Raw genomic sequence first — 18,451 nt, forward strand, 5'->3', positions numbered from 1 at the left:
TTACGTTTTATTCGGTTCACGATACCGCTACCCTGCACCCCTCTCAACCCATCACCAAGGTAGGTTATGGGACAAATTGATCAAGGGTATTCATCTCAAGTCTTGGGCATTTGCTCGATAGATAAAAATGAGGCATCCATGAACCTCTCGATGATAACACGCACCGTCACGGGTACCATAGGCGGGTACACCGTGACCAAGGAGACAACGATGAAGCAAATCGATACGGCCCAGCTCGACATCAACGCCTGTCAGGCTCAGGCTGCCGAATACCACGCCCGCGGCTTTAACTGCGCCCAGGCCGTCGCCTGCACGCTCGCGCCCGCCGTCGGGCTCGACCCCCAGGTCGCCTTTACCCTCACCGAGGGCTTTGGCGCCGGCATGGGCGGCATGACCGAAACCTGTGGCGCCATCTCGGGCGCCGTGGCCATCATGGGCTTTGTAATGAGCGACGGCATGGAAAACCCAAAGACCAAGGGCCAGACCTACAAGCTGTCGCGCGAGATCGCCAAGCGTTTTGGCGAAAAGAACACGACGACCGTCTGCGGCACGCTCAAGGGCATCCGGTCGGATAAGGGTCCGCTCCGCAGCTGCCCCGGCTGCATCGACGATGCCATCGAGATCGCCTGCGATATGCTAAAGCAGCTCGCCGAGTAAACACCAGCGGCATAAAACGACGGCCGGCGCGCTTGGGATCCATCCAAAAGCACGCCGGCCGTCGCCGTTAGAACTCGGCATATTCGGGAGCGCCGACCTCAATCTCCTCGCGCCCCGCCATAAGCTCGCGCATCTTGGCGCAAAATGGCTCCTGCTCCCCCGCCTTAAACACCAAGTGAAGTGTCACGGCATCCGCGTAATCGGTATCCGAAACCTTGGCACCCGAATCCTGCGCCAAGCGAAGCGCCTGCTCATACTGTGGATAGGCCACATGCACATCAACCGGCACGACACTCGTCATCTCGACGATCTGCCCGGACACCTGAGCCTCGGCCACCGCCGCCTGCGTTGCCGCGGTATAGGCGCGCACCAAGCCACCAGGCCCCAACAGCGTGCCACCAAAATAGCGCGTCACCACGCAGCAAACATTTTTGAGCCCCGCACCGCGCAGCACCTCGAGCGTCGGCATGCCGCTCGTGCGGCTCGGCTCACCATCATCGCTCTGGCGCTCGCGCCCATCGACCAAAATCCACGCGGGAACATTGTGTCGAGCGTCGTAATGACGTTTGCGAACCATCTCGATAAAGGCATTCGCCTCATCCTCGGACTCAATATGGACCAGCTGGGCAATAAACCGGCTCTTGCGGTCCACAAACTCGCCCGTAGCCTCATTATTCGATTGCAGAGTAAAATAGCTGTCCAACAAAGCCCCTCAATAGAATAAAGCGCAGCAACAAACAGCCTCAATAATACGGCAAAGGCCGTACCGATAACCCCAGTAAATAGAACGGCAACGCCAATGACCAGGCAAAAACAGCGAGACGGCGTCAGCTGAGTCGATTTGGCCCGAAAGAGGAGGGAGCACGCCTTATGGCGGCGACCGACGAATGAGCGCCAAATCGGCCAGCTGACGCCGTCGAAGGCGAGAACCCGTCAGCGCGAGCAAAGTGCCTTGAAAGACGAGGGCATTGACCTTAAGGTCATGCCCGAAGGCTTGAAAGGCAGATTGCCGCACTGACGGGTTCGCAGCGTCAACAAAGTGCTGAGTGGGCCTGTAAGCCGGGTTCTGTCGTGAACGGTCATTTATCTTGTCTGCACGTTACCATGCAGCTCCACGCACGCTACCCGAACGCGGACCGGGCCGGCCCATAGCGTTCCTATTCGCGCTTGCTCCGGATGGGGCTTGCCAAGCCGCCGTGTTACCACGACGCTGGTGGTCTCTTACACCACCGTTTCAGCTTTTCCCTTTACGCCTTGCGGCGCAGGTGGGAGTCTTCTTTTCTGCGGCGCTTTCCGTCGGATCACTCCGCCCGGCCGTTAGCCGGCATCCCGCCCTCTGGAGCCCGGACTTTCCTCACGCGTGCTGCAAGCAGCACATCGCGCGACCGTTTGGCCCACTCAGCAGTGCAAGAGTGTAGCACACCGTTGCCGCAGGCAATGGCACAACACAAGCGTTCGACACGATAAACCAAGAACCGCGCTATGCAGTACAATAGGGGTGTCGATGGGCAACGTCGCCAGTCGAGACGCGACCGCGCTCCGCACCTCTCCGTCTACTCGGTGCGTTCCCGCCTCCTCCCCGAGGCGGGATGTCGGCATTTTTCATGCACAGACAACCCAATAGTCTGCGAACAGCCAGGGCAGCATTGCGCACGGGCAGCATCGCGTACCTCAACAACAAATGCAAAAAAGGGACCCGTCCATTGCGGACGGATCCCTTAAAACAAGTGATCGTCAAACCGATTTACTCGGCGTCGGTCTCCTCGTCCTTCTTCTCGGAAGGCAGCGGGGTAACCTCGATCTCGACGCCCAGAGTCTCAGCAGCGGACTTCATGGACAGGGAGATACGACGACGGTCGAGGTCGATCTCCATGACCTTGACCTGAACCTTGTCGCCCACGTGGGTGACCTGAGAAGGCTGATCGACGTGCTTGTTGGCCATCTCGGAGATGTGCACCAGGCCCTCGATGCCCTCGCCCAGGTCGACGAAAGCGCCGAACGGGACAAGCTTGGTCACAGTGCCCTCGACGATAGCGCCGACGGGGTACTTCTTGACCAGTGCGCGCCACGGATCCTCGGTGGTCTGCTTGAGACCCAGGGAGATGCGCTCGCGGTTGAGATCGACGTCGAGAACCTCGACCTCGACCTCCTGGCCGACCTTGACAACCTCGGAAGGATGGTTGACGTGGTTCCAGGAGAGCTCGGAGATGTGGATGAGGCCGTCGATACCGCCGAGGTCGACGAAGGCGCCGAAGTCGACGATGGAGGAAACGGTGCCCTGGAGACGCATGCCAGACTTGAGCTTGGACAGGATCTCGGAGCGCTCGGCCTTACGGGACTCCTCGAGCACGACGCGACGGGAGAGGACGACGTTGTTGCGGTTGCGGTCCATCTCGATGACGCGGGCCTCGATGCGGGTGCCCATGTAAGAGGTGAGGTCCTTGACGCGACGGAGGTCGACGAGGGAAGCGGGCAGGAAGCCACGCAGGCCGATGTCGAGAATCAGGCCGCCCTTGACAACCTCGATAACCTCGCCCTCAACGTTCTCGCCGGAGTTGAACTTCTCCTCGATGCGGTTCCAAGCACGCTCGTACTCGGCACGCTTCTTGGACAGGACCAGACGACCGTCCTTGTCCTCCTTCTGGAGAACCAGAGCCTCGATGGGATCACCGAGTGCAACGATGTCTGCAGGGTTAGCGTCCTTGCGGATGGACAGCTCGCGGACCGGGATAACGCCCTCGGACTTGAATCCGATGTCAACGAGCACCTCGTCATGCTCGATCTTAACTACAGTGCCGTTAACGAGATCGCCCTCATCAAAGTCGGTAATCGTACCGTCGATGAGGTTGTTCATCTCCTCCTCGTTGACATCGTCAAGAGAGAAAATGGACGAGTTCTGAATCTCACTCAAAGGTGGACCCCTTTCGAACTACGGGGCCCCGATTGCTAGGACCTACAGAAGGGTGCGACAAGCACACAACGTTTAGGAACACTCGGGAGCCGACAGATACTAATGTGACGCTTATGCAATCACGTTCGTATAGGTTACGGGGAAATGAGTTCGATTTCAAGCGTGAACTGCGTTTTTTTACTCGTGTGGAGACTTTTTCGTAATCTTATGGACAGCTGTCTCCACAACTTCACGATAAGCAGTTTGCCCATACGCCTTTGAGGTAAAGTATCCGGAGCCAACGATTCTAGAACGATTTATCGAGAAAGGTGCCCGCGTGCTCAAAGCAGTCGTTTTCGATATGGACGAGACGCTTCTTAGCATCAACCTCAACGCATTCATCCTTCGGTATTTTAAGGATGTCTCGTCGATGCTCGCGGACATCGGGCGACGCAGCCGCGGCGGCACTATGGCACGCCTCGGCACCATCTTGGTCGACCTCAACGCCAACCGCCGAAGCGGCACGGATAATCGCACCAATCTTGAGTTCTACCAAGAAGAGGTTGAGCGCCGGTGCGGCATTTGCCTCTCGGACCCACTCATCTACGAAGCGTTTACCTACTACGACCGAGAAGTTCTTCCGTACAAGAACGACGATGTCATCAACGCCCACGCCATGCCCGGCGCACACGCCGCGCTTCAGGCCGTACAGGATGCAGGACTGCGTTGCGCGCTCTTTACCAACCCCAGCTTTCCGCAGGGGGCCATCGAGTGCCGCATGGGTTGGGGCGACCTGGCCGACGCCCCCTTTGAGCTCGTCACGCACATGGGAAACACCACCCGCTGCAAGCCCGATGCCACCTACTATCTAGAGCAGCTTCAGGTGATGGGGCTCGAGCCGCACGAGGTCCTCATGGTGGGCAACGACCCCAAGCGCGACTTCCCCAGCCCCGCCTGCGGCATTCAAACCGCCTATGTTGGCCAGGGCAAACCAAGCCGAGCCACCTGGCGCGGAACCATGGAAGACTTCGCCCGCGACTTCAACGCCGTAGTAGAAGCCTTCTACGAACACCAAGTAGCCGACGAACTCTCGTAAGAATCAGAACATCTAACACAGTTGCGGTGAGATAGTTCCTGTTTGACCCTCAACCGGGCCATTTTAGGAACTATCTCACCGCAACTTAACTACTAGCAGATACGAGTCTTGCCGATCATGATGTTAAGGATCTCGACGTCGGTATCCTTCATGCCCACGCGGCCCACGTAGCCCATGCTAGCGATTGTCTGCTCGACGGTATCCTGAATGAGGCCCTCGCCGGCACGGAAGCCGCGGCCCTGCATAGCCATATCGTGACCCAGAATCGCAGCGTCCACGGCTGCCGAAATCTTAGCCGCGCAACTCGCCTTGGCGCCATCGCACACGATGCCGCCCACGTTACCGAGCGTGTTGGAGACCGTCGCGCCAATCTGCTCGCGCGTGCCACCGCACAGCCAGGTAATCGCGGCACCGGCACCGCACGCGGCACAAATAGCACCGCAAAACGCCGAGAGTGCACCAATATAACTTTTGATATGCACGGCGATAAGATCGGACAGCATCACGGCGCGCACCAGGCGCTCGTGGTCGCAGCGCAAATACTCGGCATACTCCATAACGGGCAGTGCGCAGGTAATGCCCTGATTGCCCGAGCCGCACACGATGGCGACCGGCAGCGCGCAGCCGTTCATGCGGGCGTCGGACCCGGCGGCTGCACGGGCGCGGGCACGGCAGGCGACGTCATCGGCACGAGCGCCCAACAGCGTACGGCCGACCTCGGCGCCCCAAGCGTGCGCCAGGCCCTCGGCACTGATCGCACCGTTCAGCTCAATCTGACGCTCAACGGCAGCGCGGGCGCCCTCAATGTCGCCGCCCTCGATAAAGTCGACGATGGACTCAATCGACATGGGCGTGTCGGCGCTATCTGCCGCACGCTCGGCCACGACGCGCTCGGCGCAGGCGGCACACTCCCCCGCCGACTTGCCGCACACCGGAATACCGTCGAGCGTATGGCACGTGACATTGGTGTGATGGTCGGTAATCTCGACGACCGCGGTATGGCCCCCGGCTGTAGCAGTCACCTTGATGTAGAGGTTGGGCACACCCTCGACAAGCGACACATCGCAGTAACCGGCATCGGCGAGGAGCTCGGACACGCGAGAACGGTCTTCGTCGTTAACGCTCTCGAGCACCTCGAGCGCGCTCTTGGCGTCGCCGCCCACAGCACCCAACACGGCCGCCGCTTCAATACCGTGCATACCGCCCGAGTTGGGCACGGTCACGCTCTTAACGTTCTTGATGATGTTGCCCGAGCAGGCAACGTCCATATGATCGGGTTCACAACCGAGCGTCTGGCTCGCCAGCGCCGCTGCATAGGCAACGGCAATAGGCTCGGTGCAGCCGAGCGCACAGACAAGCTCGCGGTTCAAGACATCGCAAAAAGCGGCATCGCGAATGGAATCGGTAGGCATAGGTATCTCCTGCTTACATAACGGACTGGGCTCTCGATAATAATTAGTTCTATTATTTGATAACAATGCATCAAAAACCGCAACCATGGTTCCGATGGACGGCCCTCAAGCGCCATCTGACGGCATTCATTCATGAGAAGCCCGTCTTGTTGCATGCTAAAGCGTTTGACCAAAAAACGCCCGAGCGTTTACACAAAAGTCGCGCTATCATGCAGTCGAACGCGGTAAAACCTTTAGCAATTCCGCCGCACGGACCAGAGAGGAACCACTCATGAAGATTGGTATCGGCAACGACCATGCCGCCGTCGAGCTCAAGAACATCATCTCCGAGCACCTGAAGGAGCGCGGCTGCGAGGTCGTGAACTATGGCACCGACACCTCCGAGAGCTTTGATTACCCCATCGCCGGCTACAAGGTGGGTAAAGCCGTTGCCAACGGTGACGTCGACCTGGGTATCCTGATCTGCGGTACCGGCGTCGGCATCAGCCTGGCCGCCAACAAGGTCGAAGGTGTTCGCGCCGTCGTGTGCTCCGAGCCCTTCAGCGCCAAGCTCTCGCGCATGCACAACAACACCAATGTGCTCGCCTTTGGTGCCCGCGTCGTGGGCTCCGAGCTCGCCAAGATGATTGTCGACGAGTGGCTCGACGCCGAGTTTGAGGGCGGTCGTCACGAGCGTCGCGTTAACCTCCTCAACGAGATCGACCACACGCGCGGCCTCAAGGTCGTCGACGAGGCCTAAACTACTCAGTGCCACAAGCTAACAGCAGGGGCCCGCTCGGAACTCATGTCCGAGCGGGCCCCTTCATAGATTTTGGAATAAAAAGGGCGCCGCGGATGGAGTTCCGCGGCGCCCAAGCCACACGCTAACAGCTTTAAGGAGTCAAAGCTGGTTTAGCCAAAAAAGCGCTTAATCTCGATCTCGGCGTTCTCCAGGCAGTCGGAGCCGTGGATCACGTTGGCGTTGACATCGACGGCAAAGTCGCCGCGAATGGTGCCAGGAGCGGCATCAAGCGGGTTGGTGGCGCCCATGAGGGTGCGCATCTTAGCAACGGCAGAAGGACCGGAAACGACCATCTTGACGACCGGACCGCTCGTCATAAAATCGCACAGACCGCCAAAGAAGGGCTTGTCGTTGAGGTGAGCATAGTGCTCCTCGACGGTAGCGCGCTCAAGCGTGGTCATCTCCATGCGCTCGATGACGAGGCCGCTACGCTCAATGCGAGCAACGATTTCGCCAATCTTACGGTCGCGCACGGCGTCGGGCTTAATCATGATGAAGGTCTTCTCGATAGCCATAAGGTAGCCTTTCAAGTAGGTTCGCGCGTGCCCAAGTCCCATTCCGGCACCCGCCTGGACTGCATCGTAACAGAGTTTTAGCTGCAGTTAAACAAAAAGCTGTGTATTGAAACGCTGCAATTTATTAAAGCGCTTTATATATGTCACTTCTGTTTCGAAGCCCGATTAGAGTACCATCCGACCGCCCATCAACCGCATCGAACAGAGCAGACGGTCGGTTGCCACCCGCGAACGTATCCCCTTCACAACCTGCCCAAAGGTCCTACAGAAGTTCTCGATAAGCCCCTCCCCCATAGCAACAAAAAACGGGCGTCCGCAACAGCAGGCGCCCGGAAAACGATTTATCAATAAATGGCCAAAGCAGCTTCAGCCAAAACCTTACTTTGCTCCGTGGCCCATCTCGACGACCTTAGTCAACGAGCCAAACACACCCTCATCGGCCGCAAGCTGCGCTTCGGCGCGCCCCAACTGCACGGCAACGGCGGCAGGGGCGGTACCGCCCTCGGTCGTGCGCGCAGCGACAATCGACGGGATGTCGAGCGCCTCGGTAATATCGCGCTCAAAGAGCGGGCTTGCCTCCTGGAACACCTCAAACGGCAGATCCTCAAGATTGCAGCCGCGCTTCTCACACATCAGGACCAAATGCCCCACCACGGCGTGCGCCTCGCGGAACGGCAGACCACGCTTAGCCAGGTAGTCGGCAACGTCGGTGGCGGCAAGGTGACCCACGCCGCACTCGCGTGCCATGGCGCCCTCGTTGACGGTCCAAGTCGAAATCATACCGGCCATAACCGACAGGCACTGCATGAGCGTGTGGGCGGTATCGAGCGCGCCCTCCTTGTCCTCCTGCAGGTCCTTGTTATAGGCCAACGGCAGACCCTTCATGGTCACGAGCAGCTGGACCAGGTTGCCGTACACGCGACCGCTCTTGCCGCGAATAAGCTCGGCAAAGTCGGGGTTTTTCTTCTGAGGCATGATGGACGAGCCGGTGGAGTACGAGTCGGAAAGCGTGATAAAGCCAAATTCGGAGCTCGACCACAGCACGATCTCCTCGGAAAGACGCGACAGGTGCATGGCCATGACGGAGCCGGCATAATGCAGGTCGAGCAGGAAATCACGGTCGGAAACAGCATCGAGCGAGTTAGGAATCACGCCCGCAAAGCCAAGTTCGGCAGCCGTCATCTGGCGATCGAGCGGATAGCTCGTACCGGCAAGCGCGGCAGCACCCAGCGGGCAGTTGTCGGCGGCATCAAAGGCGGCCTTCAGACGTGTAAAGTCGCGCGCGAACATCCAGGAATACGCCAGCAGATGATGTGACAGCAGCACGGGCTGAGCATGCTGCATGTGCGTGTAACCCGGCAGAATCACCTTGTCGTACTTCTTGGCCGCATCCACCAGCACGTGGCGCAACTGCAGGTTGGCCTCCATGAGCTCCTTGGCCAACGCCTTGACGCCCAGGCGCGTATCGGTCGCCACCTGGTCGTTGCGCGAACGTCCGGTATGCAAGCGCTTGCCGGCCTCGCCGATGCGACGCGTCAGCTCGCTCTCGATGGACATATGGATGTCCTCGTCGTTGATATCGAAGGTGAAGTTACCGGCGTCGATATCCTGTTCGATTCCGGTCAGGCCCTCGGCAATCGCCTGCTCATCCTCGGCACTGATGATGCCCTGGGCCGCCAGCATCTTGGCATGCGCCTTAGAACCGGCGATATCCTGCTTATAGAGATGTTTGTCGGCCGGCAGCGACGCGCCAAACTCCTGCGTGACCTCGGCCACTCCCGCCTCAAAACGACCGCCCCAAAGAGCCATGGAACCGTCCCCTTTCATCAAATACCAAAACAAGCGCCCAAAGCAATGCGCCATATCACTAAAGCGATTTTTCAACCGCTAGTTTTGCATATTCCCCACCGTGCGCGAGGCCATATAGCTAATTTGCAAAGAAGTGACGCACCATGCACTTGGCGCCCAACGTCTCCCTCCGGATGTTGCCCTGCGAACCATCGATCCAGGCCTTCAGGCTCATAGGAACGTCCTCGACCTTTGCAGCATCGAACTCGGGCACGAGGGCAAGTAAAGCATGCGCGATAGCATTGAGCATAATGGATACTCCTCATATATATAGGCGCAGAGCCGCCAAATTGATAGAAGGAGCCCCGCCGGACAACCCCGGCGGGGCTCGGACTCAGCCGCAGACGCGGCATCATATATGCGGGCGGAACGTAGGGGCCACCGATGTTAAGAAGTGTCAGCAAGCATAACGAAAGGTAGGGACCCCGTGCGCCCGTTATGTATCACGCGGATGGGCGCGCGGATACCAAGGGAAGGAAGGCTTAAGCCTGGACGGCAGCGGAGCTGGGACCCTGGACCTTAGCCCACGTCTTGAGCGACAGCGTATCGATCTCGATAAAGCCGGCGCTGGCCTTCTCGTCAAACGTGGTGTCGCGGTCGTAGGTGGCCAGACCGTAGTCATAGAGGCTGAAGGGGCTCTTGCGGCCGACGACATGGCAGTTGCCCTTAAAGAACTTCAGACGGACGGTGCCGGTCACGAACTTCTGGGTGTCGGCCATAAAGGCGTCGAGCGCGTTTTTGAGTGGGCTGTACCACTGGCCGTTGTACACGGCGGTGGCCCAATCCTGCTCGAGCTTAATCTTAGTCTTGAGCAGGTCGCCCTCAACGCAAATGTCCTCGAGTGCCTTATGGGCGGTAATGAGCGTCAGGGCGCCGGGAACCTCATAGCACTCGCGGCTCTTGAGGCCCACCAGACGATCCTCGACCAGGTCGAGACGGCCAAAGCCGTTGTCGCCCGCAATCCTATTGAGAGCGATGACGATCTCGGAGAGCTTCATCTTCTTGCCGTCGACGGCGACGGGCTTGCCGACCTCAAACTCAATCTCGGTATACGTCGGGGTGTCGGGCGTGTCCTCGGGATTCTTGGTCATAACCCAGGCGTCGTCGAGCGGCTCATTCCAGGGGTCCTCCAGGTGGCCACACTCAATGGCACGACCCCACAGGTTGTCGTCGATGGAATAGGGGTTGTCGTTGGCACCCTCGGGAACCGGCACGTTGTGGGCGTGGGCATAGGCGACCTCGTCGGGACGGCACTTCAGATCCCACTCGCGAACGGGGGCGATAACCTTAAGCTCGGGGTCGAGGGCCTTGACCGCAGCCTCAAAACGAACCTGGTCGTTACCCTTGCCGGTGCAGCCGTGGGCGACGTAGGTCGCGCCAAACCCGTGAGCGACCTCGACAAGCTTCTTGGCGAGCAGCGGGCGAGACAGGGCGGAGAGCAGCGGGTACTTGTTCTCGTACATGGAATTTGCGGCGATGGCCTTAGTCAGGAACTCATCGGAGAACTCGTCGCGCAGGTCGAGCACCTGGCAATCGAGAACGCCCAGGTCGAGCGCCTTCTGCTTCTTGGCATCCAGGCCGGTCTCCTCCTGGCCCACGTTGCCGCAGACGCAAACGACATCGAGATTCTTCTCGTCCTGGAGCCACTTGACACATACGGATGTATCAAGACCACCGGAATATGCGAGAACGACTTTTTCCTTGCTCATGGCTGTTTCCTTTCGCCCTTGGTAGCTAGTTAGAACATCGGTCAGTTGCAAGTCATTTCGAGGTCAAAAACCGTGCAATATCAGGTTAAATAGCAAAAAGCAGCACAACATGCCCTAGAAACATGCGTCTATGTCGTGCTAAAACCCAACGACCTCAAAATGACTCTGTTGGAGCATTTAGCCCCATACGGACAGAGACGATTGTTATCGTCGTCGGGAAATTGCGCGCTGGCGTCGGATGGCATTGTCTGCAGTAGTGATGATCTTTACGAACTGCATCTGCCTCTCCTTTCACCTATCGCCGGGCGCAATTCTAATATCGTAAACGGTACCTTTTCCTCGGTAAGCGGTTGTTTTTCCGTCTCCGTTTTCGATGGTCGCTATATTACGCTAAAGTGCCTACAGCGCAAGCGACAAATTCAAATTTCTGAAAATTTTTTTCATTACTTTGTGAAGCGTGGTGCAAACACGCTCCGTTCCTGCGACAATACGCTCGGTTACTGGTTGATGGTTATAACGTCTGAAACAATTTCGAAACGAAAGGCTCGCTTTTATGCAAACTTACGAATCGGACGCCAATATCGGAAACATTAAGCTCATCGCCGTCGACATGGACAAGACACTGCTGACCGACGAGCGCGTGCTGCCGCAAGGCCTTGACGAACGCCTGGACAAGCTCGCCGAAGCCGGCATCGTATTCTGCCCCGCCAGCGGACGTCCCGCCCCCAAGCTCGAAGAGATGTTCGAGGGCATCAAGAACCGCCTCGCCTTTTGTCCCGACAACGGCGCATGCTTGATCTATCGTGGCAGCTATATCTATAAGAGCATTATCGACGTGGAGCTGTACCAGCAGGTCTTGAGCCGCGCCTCGGAGGATCCTCGCGCTGTCCCCGTCCTGTGCTGCTTCGACGAGTTCTACGTGCTTGCCCGCGACCATCAATACCACGACGAGATCAGCGTCTACTACAACACAATCAACTACGTCGACAGCTTTGAGGGCATTGATATCGAGTCCAACAAGATCTCGATCTTCTTCCCCGCCTACGATGCCGAGCCCGCATTCCGCGAGACCTATAGCCCCGAGTTCTCGGACAAGCTCTACGTCACCAATGCCGGGCGCGAGTGGATCGACTTCATGAACTTGGGCGTCGACAAGGGCGCCGGCGTCGCGCACCTATGCGAGCACCTGGACATCGATATCGCCGACGCCGCCGCCGTGGGCGATACGTACAACGATATCCCCATGCTGGAGCGCGTCGGACATAGCTTTATCGTGGACAACGCCGAGGAGCATATGAACGCGCATGCTAAGTGGCGCATTCCGAGCAACAACGACGGGGGCGTACTGACGCTCATCGACGCCATCTTGGCGGCTCGGTAGCCGTCCCATCGGGCCTGACCGGGCGGCACGGGATAACTTTTCGCTCGGTCAGGTCCTGCGCAAGACGAAAGCCACATTAAGTGGCTTTCTTTGCGTGCGGAATCTACGAAAAGTTAACCCGTGCCGCCCGGCCAGGCCCTAGGTTTACTTTCCTGCCGCCAAGATGGCGTCTTGAGTGTCTAGATACTTAGCTGAAATGATTTGAGCAGAGGGGAGCTCCTTGTTGGGAGGGGCTCCCCTCTGTTTTGGTTACTGTGGGACAAATTAATCAGTAGTGTTTGTCCCAAATCTTAAGTATGTGGGGGCTTGCGTCTTGGGCGAGCTTGCCTTATGGAGTGCTTCCCTATTTCGCGTCGGCCCAGGTTATGCCGGTACTGGCTTCGGCGATCAACGGTACGCGGAGGTCTACTACGTGTTCCATGGCGTCGCGGACCATGGTGGTTAGGCGCTCGACTTCGTTGACGGGGCACTCAAAGTCCAGTTCGTCGTGTACCTGCAGGATCATGTGGGCGGCAAAGCCCTCTTCTTCCAGGCGGCGGCTTACGCGGGCCATGGCGATCTTGATGATGTCGGCGGCGGTGCCCTGCATGGGGTGGTTCATGGCCGTGCGCTCGCCAAAGCCGCGGAGTTGCGGATTTTTGGCCTTGAGCTCCGGAATGTGGCGACGGCGGCCGTACATGGTCTCGGCGTAACCTGTCTGCTTGGCACGCACCACCACGTTGTCGAGGAACGTGCGCACGCCCGGATAGGCCTCATAGTAGCGGTCGATCATGTCGCGCGCCTCGGCCATCGAGATATGCAGCGACTGCGACAGACCGTAGGCCTGCTGGCCATACACAATGCCAAAGTTCACGGCCTTGGCGCGACTGCGCAAGTCGGGCGTTACCTCGGACACCGGCACGCCAAACACGCGTGCCGCCGTCTCGGCATGGAAGTCCTCGCCCTCGTTAAAGGCGCGCACCAGGTGCTCGTCACCTGAGAGATGTGCCAGTAGACGCAGCTCGATCTGCGAGTAGTCCACCGCCAAAAAGACGCTTCCCTCGCCTGCCGAAAACGCCGTCTTGACGGTACGGCCCAGCTCAGAGCGCGTCGGGATGTTCTGCAGGTTCGGGTCGCTCGAGGACAGACGCCCCGTTGCCGTGATGGTCTGGTTGTACGTGGTGTGCACGCGACCGTCACCGCGGCGCAGCGGACCCAGCGTGTCCAGATAGGTAGACTTGATCTTGGACTTCTCACGCCAGTCCAAGATCAGACGCACGATTTCGTGGTCACGGGCAAGGTCGCTCAGCACCTTGGCATTGGTCGAATAGTAGCCGCGCTTGGTCTTTTTGAGGCCTTTGGTCGGAAGCCCCATAACGTCAAACAGCACATGCGAGAGCTGCATGGGGCTGCCGATGTTAAAGGTCTCGTCGCCGGCCAGGTCGCGAATGCTGCGCTCGACCTCGGCAATCTGGGTAGCAAGCCCCTCGGACAGACTATGCAGACGGTCGGGGTCCACGAGCATGCCCGCGCGCTCCATCTTGGCAAGCACCGGCACGAGCGGCATCTCGATGCCATCGAACACGTTGGCGGCGTTCTCGCGGACCATGCGGTCGCGCAGCGGTGCAACCAGCGCCAGCGTCAAAGCCGCCGTGCGAGCGGCGGGCGCAGGAGCGTCCTCGCCGGCACCCTCCGCACCGCGCGCCGCAGGCAGCGCCATCTGCAGATAGGTATCGGCCAGATACGCCTCATCGAACTCGGAGCGGTCGGAATCCAACAGGTAGGCGGCGACCACGGTGTCGAAGATGCGCGTGGAATCGACTGCCAGCGGATCCATAAGCTCGCGCTCGGAAGAATCGACGGGCGAAAGCTCATGCAGTAGAGCCTTCGTATCCGGGCTCGCCACGCGGCCCTCCATAAACAGGCGCGCAAGCACACCGACAATCACGCCGTGGGCGAAATTGAAGCCATCAACCACGGCAGTGGTACCGCCGTCGTCCTCCTCAAGCGCAAGCAGCCCCCTGGACGTCGCCAGCCACAGCGTGCGCGTCAGGCCAAAAAGCGCGCCCTCCTCCTTGTCATCGTCCACCACGGCGGCAATCCACTCGCCTGCCTTGATCGCACGCGAAACCTCGGACGCAACGGCAGCAAGCGCCCCAGCATCGCCAGCGGCGGCACGCGAAACCGCGGGTATCTCAAACGTGCTTGCAGCGGCCGTAGCCCCACCCTCGCCACCGATTAGTGACAAGAAACGGTTCTGCATGGCTGTAATGCCGAGCGTGCCCAGCGCCGCGGACACTTCGTCGGCAGAAAACGCCGGGAAGGACGTTTCGTCAAAGTCGAGCTCGACAGGCGCATCGGTGCGAATGGTTGCGACCTTGCGGCTCAGCAGGGCATCGTCGATGTGCGCACGCAGGTTCTCGCCCATCTTGCCCTTGACCTCGTCGGCATGCGCGATGACCTCGTCCAAGCTGCCGTACTGTGCGATGAGCGCGCTCGCCTTTTTGGGACCGATGCCCGGTACGCCGGGAATGTTGTCCGACGTGTCGCCCTTCAGGCCGTAAAAATCGGGCACGAGCGCCGGCGTAATGCCGTGATACAGGTCATCCACGCTCTCGGGCGTCATAATCGCTACGTCGGACAGGCCCTTGCGGGTCGAGACCACGTTGACGTGCTCGGTCACAAGCTGATACATGTCGCGGTCGCCGGTCACCAGCAGCATGTCGCAGCCTGCCTCCTCACCCAGGCGCGCCATGGTTCCCAGGATATCGTCGCCTTCCCAGCCCTCGGACTGCAGAATCGGCACGTTGAGCGCGGTGAGCAGCTCTTTAATCATCGGAAACTGCACGTGCAGATCGGGGTCCATGGGCGGGCGCTGCGCCTTATACTGCGGCAGCATCTCCATGCGCACGCGCGGCTTGCCCTTATCAAACGCCACGACCACACCGTCGGGGTTAAAGGCATCGATCATCTTGAGAAACATGTTCAGAAAGCCAAAGATCGCGTTGGTGGGGCGACCGTCCGGCGCGTTCATGGTCGGCGGCACGGCGTGGAAGGCGCGGTGCATGAGCGAGTTGCCGTCAATAACGGCAAAGGTGCGGCGCTTGTCAGACATATTGAATACCTCGCTTTGGGCTGGGCACGGTTTGCTCACACCAGTTTACACGCTCCCCGCCCCGCGACCACCGCACATCAAGCTCCCCTGCCGCCGCGAGCCCGCGCGTGATACGATGGCTCACGGTACATCAACCAGCACGATCGATCCGAAAGGAGCCTGCGTCATGGAGCGTCCCTGCGCATGGAAAAAGTACACGCCTCAGCAAGTCGAGGAGCTCGAGGAGCTTTGCCGTGGCTATAAGCAGTTTTTGAGCGAGAACAAGACCGAGCGCCTGTGCGTCAAGACCGGTATCAAGATGGCCGAGGAGGCGGGCTACGTCAATCTGGAGACCGTGATCGCCGAGGGCCGCGCGCTCAAGGCCGGCGACAAGGTGTACGCCGCCAATCACGGCAAGGACCTCATGCTCGTCAACCTGGGCACCGCCCCGCTCGAGCAGGGCTTTAACATCCTGGGCGCCCACGTGGACTCGCCGCGCCTGGACCTCAAGCAGAACCCCGCCTTCGAGGCCGGCGACATGGCCTACCTCGACACGCACTACTACGGCGGCGTCAAGAGCTACCACTGGGTAGCCTCCCCGCTCGCGCTTGTGGGCGTCATCTGCAAAAAGGACGGCACCACCGTCGACATCAACATCGGCGACAAGGCGGACGACCCGGTCTTTACCATCTCCGACCTGCTGATCCACCTCTCGAGCGAGCAGATGTCCAAGCCCGCCAAGGACGCCGTCGACGCCGAGATCCTTGACGTGATCGTGGGCGGCCGTCCCGTCAAGTTTGACGAGGACGACAAGGACGCCCCCAAGGAGCCCGTCAAGCAGATGTTCCTGGACATCCTCAAGGAGCAGTACGACGTCGAGGAGGAGGACTTCCTCTCCGCCGAGATCGAGGTCGTGCCCGCCGGCCCCGCCCGCGACATGGGCCTCGACCGCTCCATGATTCTGGGCTATGGCCACGACGACCGCGTCTGCGCCTACCCCTCCATGCTCGCCCAGATCAACGTCGCCAACGTGGAGCGCACGAGCATCACGCTCATCGTCGACAAGGAGGAGATCGGTTCCGTGGGTGCCACCGGCATGACGAGCCGCTTCTTCGAGAACACCGTCGCCGAGATCATGACGCTCGCCGGCGAGGATAGCCCGCTGGCCCTGCGCCGTGCACTCGCCCACAGCCGCATGCTCTCCTCTGACGTGTCCGCCGGCTTCGACCCGGGCTACGCCGGCAAGTTCGAGACCAAGAACGCAGCCTTTATGGGTCGTGGCCTGTGCTTTAACAAGTACACGGGCAGCCGCGGCAAGGGCGGCTCCAACGACGCCGACGCCGAGTACGTGGCCCTCGTCCGCGACATCATGGACGAGGCCGGCGTGGACTTCCAGACCTGCGAGCTCGGCCGTGTCAACGCGGGCGGCGGCGGCACCATCGCCTACATCATGGCCAAGTACGGCATGAACGTCATCGACTCCGGCGTTGCCGTCCTGTCCATGCACGCCCTGTGGGAGGTCGCTAACAAGGCCGATATCTACGAGGCCTATCGCGGCTACAAGGCCTTCCTCGAGCGCGCCTAACCAGTCCCTTATAACTTGCGGTGAAATACGGACTAAACTGGCCCATAAACGGCCAAAACAGACCGTATTCCACCGCAACTTTTTTGGCAGAGGAGCGTCCATGCTGCAGGTCATCATTTCGCCCGCCAAGCAGATGCGCGCGGCCCAAGATGCTTTTGAAGTCCTGGGCATTCCACCTTTTGCGCACGAGACGGCTCGCCTCCACCGCGCACTGCTAGATATCGAACGAAATGAAGGCAGCGGCGGCCTGCAAGCGCTATGGAACGTGAGTGACAAACTGTTGGGGCCTTGCCTCAACACCCTGCATGAGTTCGGGTCCATCCTGAAAAACGGCGATCTCGACAATCCCGCACTCGCCCGTCACCTCTCCCCTGCCGTCATGTCCTATCACGGCATTCAATACCAGAGCATGGCGCCCGAGGTGATGGATGCCGCACAACTCGACTGGCTGCAAAACCATCTCTGGATCCTCTCCGGATTGTACGGATGCGTGCGGCCTTTCCATGGCGTTGAGCCCTATCGGCTCGAAATGGGAGCCAAGCTCGCCGTCGACAACGCCCGTGACCTCTATGCGTTTTGGGGCGACAAACTTGCATGCGCCATTGCGCCGACCGGCTCCAACACCACGGTCGTCAACCTTGCCAGCGTGGAGTACGCCAAGACCGTTCTACCCCATCTCGCAGGCGACGCCACAACCGTCACTTGTCTCTTTGGCGAAGGTGTCCGCAACGGCAAGCCCATCCAGCGATCGACCGCCAGCAAAAAGGCACGCGGCTCCATGGTGCGCTGGATGGCAGAAAACAAGCTCGAGGATGTAAGCGGGCTCACCGCGTTCGACGTTGGTTATCGTCACCTTCCCGAGCTTTCAAATAAAAACACTTTGGTCTTCCTGAACGAACAGACCTTGTAGAACCACCGCTGCTTTTGAATGTGCTGCCTAGACACGGCGTCTATTCCGCCAAGCCGTCGGCTTTGGCAATTTTATTTGTCGAACCGTCCTGATAGACAATCTTGACGTGCTCAACCTCGGAAACCGCAACACCCGTCGGAGGCTCCAGACGCCATTCCGTCAGGGCGATATCCATGGTCGTGGGCACATCTCCTTGATCTTTGAGCTTCACCGTCAGCGTTTTGAGCGCCGCGTCAAACGTCACGCGTTCGATTTCTTCACCTGGAATGGACCCACCACTCAGCTGCAACTGCACAAACTCATCGCGCGGGTACCAATAATCGCCCGGAATGGCGAGCGTATTGGCATTACCGCCGGTACTCCTCACCGTCATAATCGGTAGGCCATCATCAGCGTCGAACTCCCATACAGCGCCGCCACGACCACCAAACGTCCAGATACAACAGGCAATCACCATCACGACAAGGATCGCAAAACCGATTGCGACCAGCCCATGATGGGCACGGCCCTCCTCGGCCGACACGTCCCACTGTGTCTCTCGATATAGATGCTTGTCTTCCATGTTCGCCTCCCCACGGGCATGCTCATCGCGTC

15 protein-coding genes and 1 other RNA gene are annotated in these 18,451 nt (G+C 59.4%); 6 read left to right on the forward strand and 10 right to left on the reverse strand.

Annotated features, from left to right (window positions below; all coding sequences use genetic code 11):
* The first annotated feature begins 138 nt into the window (after positions 1-138).
* Positions 139-657 (forward strand): C-GCAxxG-C-C family protein, encoded by a 519-nt coding sequence (locus DW180_RS05915; protein ID WP_118237907.1) that lies wholly within the window; start codon positions 139-141, stop codon positions 655-657.
* 67 nt (positions 658-724) lie between these two features.
* Here DW180_RS05915 and DW180_RS05920 read toward each other — a convergent pair whose 3' ends face one another.
* From DW180_RS05920 to rpsA, 3 genes are all read right to left on the reverse strand, one after another.
* Positions 725-1,363, reverse strand: a complete 639-nt coding sequence (locus tag DW180_RS05920; protein WP_199569901.1) for a YigZ family protein — start codon at positions 1,361-1,363, stop codon at positions 725-727.
* 333 nt (positions 1,364-1,696) lie between these two features.
* Positions 1,697-2,058, reverse strand: an RNA gene (rnpB, locus tag DW180_RS05925) — RNase P RNA component class A.
* 343 nt (positions 2,059-2,401) lie between these two features.
* The gene (rpsA, locus tag DW180_RS05930) at positions 2,402-3,568 is read right to left on the reverse strand and encodes a 30S ribosomal protein S1 (protein ID WP_022095232.1); all 1,167 of its coding nucleotides are present in this window, start codon (positions 3,566-3,568) and stop codon (positions 2,402-2,404) included.
* Positions 3,569-3,884: 316 nt separating this feature from the next.
* On the opposite strand from rpsA, the gene DW180_RS05935 reads away from it, so the two are divergent.
* A complete protein-coding gene (locus DW180_RS05935; RefSeq protein WP_118237911.1) occupies positions 3,885-4,643 on the forward strand; it encodes an HAD family hydrolase in 759 nt (252 codons plus the stop codon).
* Between the two features lie 92 nt (positions 4,644-4,735).
* Here the strand turns inward: DW180_RS05935 and DW180_RS05940 are convergent, their stop codons facing one another.
* Positions 4,736-6,055, reverse strand: coding sequence for a serine dehydratase subunit alpha family protein (locus tag DW180_RS05940; RefSeq protein ID WP_118237913.1), 1,320 nt, complete (start codon positions 6,053-6,055; stop codon positions 4,736-4,738).
* Between the two features lie 271 nt (positions 6,056-6,326).
* Between DW180_RS05940 and rpiB the strand changes: the two genes are divergently transcribed.
* Positions 6,327-6,794, forward strand: coding sequence for a ribose 5-phosphate isomerase B (gene rpiB, locus DW180_RS05945; RefSeq protein ID WP_118237915.1), 468 nt, complete (start codon positions 6,327-6,329; stop codon positions 6,792-6,794).
* A gap of 152 nt (positions 6,795-6,946) precedes the next feature.
* Here rpiB and ndk read toward each other — a convergent pair whose 3' ends face one another.
* The 4 genes from ndk to DW180_RS05960 form a co-directional block, all read right to left on the reverse strand.
* On the reverse strand, positions 6,947-7,351 hold the full coding sequence (gene ndk / locus DW180_RS05950) for a nucleoside-diphosphate kinase (protein WP_118237917.1): 405 nt from the start codon (positions 7,349-7,351) through the stop codon (positions 6,947-6,949).
* Between the two features lie 378 nt (positions 7,352-7,729).
* A complete protein-coding gene (gene argH, locus DW180_RS05955; protein WP_118237919.1) occupies positions 7,730-9,160 on the reverse strand; it encodes an argininosuccinate lyase in 1,431 nt (476 codons plus the stop codon).
* 118 nt (positions 9,161-9,278) lie between these two features.
* Complete coding sequence (locus tag DW180_RS10245) at positions 9,279-9,449, reverse strand: hypothetical protein (RefSeq protein WP_158570947.1); 171 nt, start codon at positions 9,447-9,449, stop codon at positions 9,279-9,281.
* Positions 9,450-9,681: 232 nt separating this feature from the next.
* The gene (locus DW180_RS05960) at positions 9,682-10,908 is read right to left on the reverse strand and encodes an argininosuccinate synthase (RefSeq protein ID WP_118237921.1); all 1,227 of its coding nucleotides are present in this window, start codon (positions 10,906-10,908) and stop codon (positions 9,682-9,684) included.
* Between the two features lie 553 nt (positions 10,909-11,461).
* On the opposite strand from DW180_RS05960, the gene DW180_RS05965 reads away from it, so the two are divergent.
* Positions 11,462-12,289 (forward strand): Cof-type HAD-IIB family hydrolase, encoded by an 828-nt coding sequence (locus tag DW180_RS05965; RefSeq protein ID WP_118237923.1) that lies wholly within the window; start codon positions 11,462-11,464, stop codon positions 12,287-12,289.
* Between the two features lie 343 nt (positions 12,290-12,632).
* On the opposite strand, the gene polA is transcribed toward DW180_RS05965, so the two are convergent.
* The gene (polA, locus tag DW180_RS05970) at positions 12,633-15,383 is read right to left on the reverse strand and encodes a DNA polymerase I (RefSeq protein WP_118237925.1); all 2,751 of its coding nucleotides are present in this window, start codon (positions 15,381-15,383) and stop codon (positions 12,633-12,635) included.
* A gap of 166 nt (positions 15,384-15,549) precedes the next feature.
* Here polA and DW180_RS05975 point away from each other — a divergent pair, with 166 nt between their 5' ends.
* Both DW180_RS05975 and DW180_RS05980 read left to right on the forward strand, forming a co-directional pair.
* On the forward strand, positions 15,550-16,947 hold the full coding sequence (locus DW180_RS05975) for an aminopeptidase (RefSeq protein WP_118237927.1): 1,398 nt from the start codon (positions 15,550-15,552) through the stop codon (positions 16,945-16,947).
* Between the two features lie 100 nt (positions 16,948-17,047).
* Positions 17,048-17,857 carry a YaaA family protein gene (locus tag DW180_RS05980; protein WP_118237928.1) on the forward strand — a complete coding sequence of 270 codons (810 nt, stop codon included), beginning with the start codon at positions 17,048-17,050 and terminating at the stop codon, positions 17,855-17,857.
* 40 nt (positions 17,858-17,897) lie between these two features.
* Here the strand turns inward: DW180_RS05980 and DW180_RS05985 are convergent, their stop codons facing one another.
* On the reverse strand, positions 17,898-18,419 hold the full coding sequence (locus DW180_RS05985; RefSeq protein WP_118237930.1) for a hypothetical protein: 522 nt from the start codon (positions 18,417-18,419) through the stop codon (positions 17,898-17,900).
* Positions 18,420-18,451 lie beyond the last annotated feature (32 nt).

The organism is Collinsella sp. AM16-21 (assembly GCF_003471905.1).
Classification (GTDB): Bacteria; Actinomycetota; Coriobacteriia; order Coriobacteriales; family Coriobacteriaceae; genus Collinsella.